General features: G+C 74.5%; 2 protein-coding genes. Both read left to right on the forward strand.

The genetic code is table 11. The features are described from left to right. Nucleotides 1-525: acyl-CoA dehydrogenase family protein (locus VR45_RS37595; RefSeq protein ID WP_045944439.1), on the forward strand; the 525-nt coding region annotated here is incomplete at its 5' end. Between the two features lie 124 nt (nt 526-649). After that, nucleotides 650-1,732 (forward strand): LLM class flavin-dependent oxidoreductase (locus VR45_RS37600; protein ID WP_045944440.1); only part of this gene is annotated, 1,083 nt, incomplete at its 3' end.

Raw genomic sequence — 1,732 nt, forward strand, 5'->3', positions numbered from 1 at the left:
GTACGGGTCCCGCTCGACCACACCGCCCGGCTCGCCGCCCCCTCCCCGGAGGGCGGCCGGGACCCGGTCGGCGCCGCCTGGAACTCGCTCGGTCTGGCCGCCCTCTACCTGGGCGTCGCCCGTGCGGCGCAGTCCTGGCTCACCGCCTTCCTGCACGAGCGGACCCCGAGCGCCCTGGGCGCGCCCCTGGCCAGCCTGCCCCGCTTCCAGAGCGAACTCGGCCTGATCGACGTCGAACTCGGCGGCGCCGAGCGGCTGGTGGCCGCACTGGCTGCCGCCGTCGACGCAGGCGAGCCGTCGGCCGTCGAGGAGGCACCCGGGGCGAAGCTGCTCGGCACCCGCGCCGCCGTGGACTCCGTCCAGCGGGCCGTCGCCCTGGTCGGCAACCACGGCCTGACCCGGCACCACCCGCTCCAGCGGCACCTGCGCGACGTGCTGTGCGCCCGGGTGCACACCCCGCAGGACGACACCGTCCTGCTCGCCCGGGGCCGGGCCGCCCTGCACCGCCGCCCGACAGTCGGCTGACCGACTCCTTCCTCCCTCTCCTCCCTCTCCTCCCTCTCCTCCCTCTCCTCCCTCTCCTTCCCCTCCTTCCCCTCCTCCTCCCGATCCCCCGCGCCAAGACCCTTGCCAAGAAAGGCAGACCACCATGCCCGTCGAGTTCATCGGCATGATCTCCACCCACGACGTCTCCGAGACCCGCCCCGCGCACGGCCCGGTGGTCGACCCCGACTACACCCGCCGGTTCGCCCGGGCGCACGAGGAGGCCGGCTTCGACCGCATCCTGATCGCCCACTCCTCGGCCAGCCCCGACCCCAACCAGGTCGCCGCGTTCGCCGCCGCGAACACCGAGCGGCTGGGCCTGCTGATCGCGCACCGCCCCGGCTTCATCGCACCCACCGTCGCCGCCCGCACCTTCGCGACCCTGGACCAGTTCTCCGGCGGCCGGGTCGCCGTCCACATCATCACCGGCGGCCACGACGCCGAGCAGCGACGCGACGGCGACTACCTCACCAAGGACGAGCGCTACGCCCGTACCGACGACTACCTGACCGTGCTCACCAAGGCCTGGACCGCCGAGGAGCCGTTCGACCACGAGGGCCCGTACTACCGCCTCGCCGACTTCAAGTCCGAGGTGCTGCCCGTCCAGCGGCCGCGCATCCCGCTGTTCTTCGGCGGCTCCTCCGAGGCCGCCTACCGGGTCGGCGGCAAGCACGCCGACACCTTCGCGCTGTGGGGCGAGCCGCTGGCCGAGACCGCCCAGCAGATCGCCTCCGTCCGGGCCGCCGCCACCGCCGCCGGGCGCACCGACGTCCAGGGCATCAGCGTGTCCTTCCGTCCGATCCTCGGCCGCACCGAGGAGGAGGCGTGGGACCGCGCCCACCGCATCCTGGCCACCATCAAGGAGCGCGACGACGTCTTCGGCGGACGCCGCCGGATCCTGCCGACCGGTCCCGGGGCCGCACCGCAGAACGTCGGCTCCCAGCGCCTGCTGGCCGCCGCCGCCAAGGGCGACCGGCACGACCGCGCGCTGTGGACGGCCCCGGCCGCGGCGACCGGCGCCGCCGGGAACTCGACCGCCCTGGTCGGCACTCCGGAGACGGTCGCCCAGGCCCTGCTGGACTACGTCGACCTCGGCGCCACCACGCTGCTGATCCGCGGTTACGACCCGCTGGACGACGCCCTCGATTACGGCAAGGAGCTCATCCCGCTGGTGCGCCAGGAGGTCGCC

The sequence above is a fragment of the Streptomyces sp. NRRL S-495 genome (assembly GCF_000966955.1).
Classification (GTDB): Bacteria; Actinomycetota; Actinomycetes; order Streptomycetales; family Streptomycetaceae; genus Kitasatospora; species Kitasatospora purpeofusca.